This window comes from Pseudomonas meliae (assembly GCF_001400515.1).
In the GTDB taxonomy this organism is placed as follows: Bacteria; Pseudomonadota; Gammaproteobacteria; order Pseudomonadales; family Pseudomonadaceae; genus Aquipseudomonas; species Aquipseudomonas amygdali.
Window position 1 is genome coordinate 182 of the sequence record NZ_LJQT01000198.1, and the last position, 212, is coordinate 393.

At 58.5% G+C, this 212-nt stretch carries 1 protein-coding gene; it reads right to left on the minus strand.

Features of this window, described 5'->3' with window-relative positions:
- Positions 1-212, minus strand: a 212-nt coding sequence (locus ALO64_RS26220; protein WP_235804987.1) for a transposase, incomplete at both ends; no start/stop codon positions are given.

Genomic DNA, 212 nt, shown 5'->3' on the forward strand with positions numbered 1-212 from the left:
ACCCGATTGGCCAGAAAACCAAAATACCGGATCATCCGGAAATGTTTTTCCGGGATGTGCTGCACCACCCGGCGCAGCATGTCGGCCTGGCTCAGCGTTTCCTGCTGATAGGTCTGTGTGCGGTGATCCAGGTAGGTGAAGCTCAACGTGGCCCCGCAGGTGTAATGCGCCAGACGACTGCCCGAGATCGGCGGTTTTTTCAGGTAGCGGCC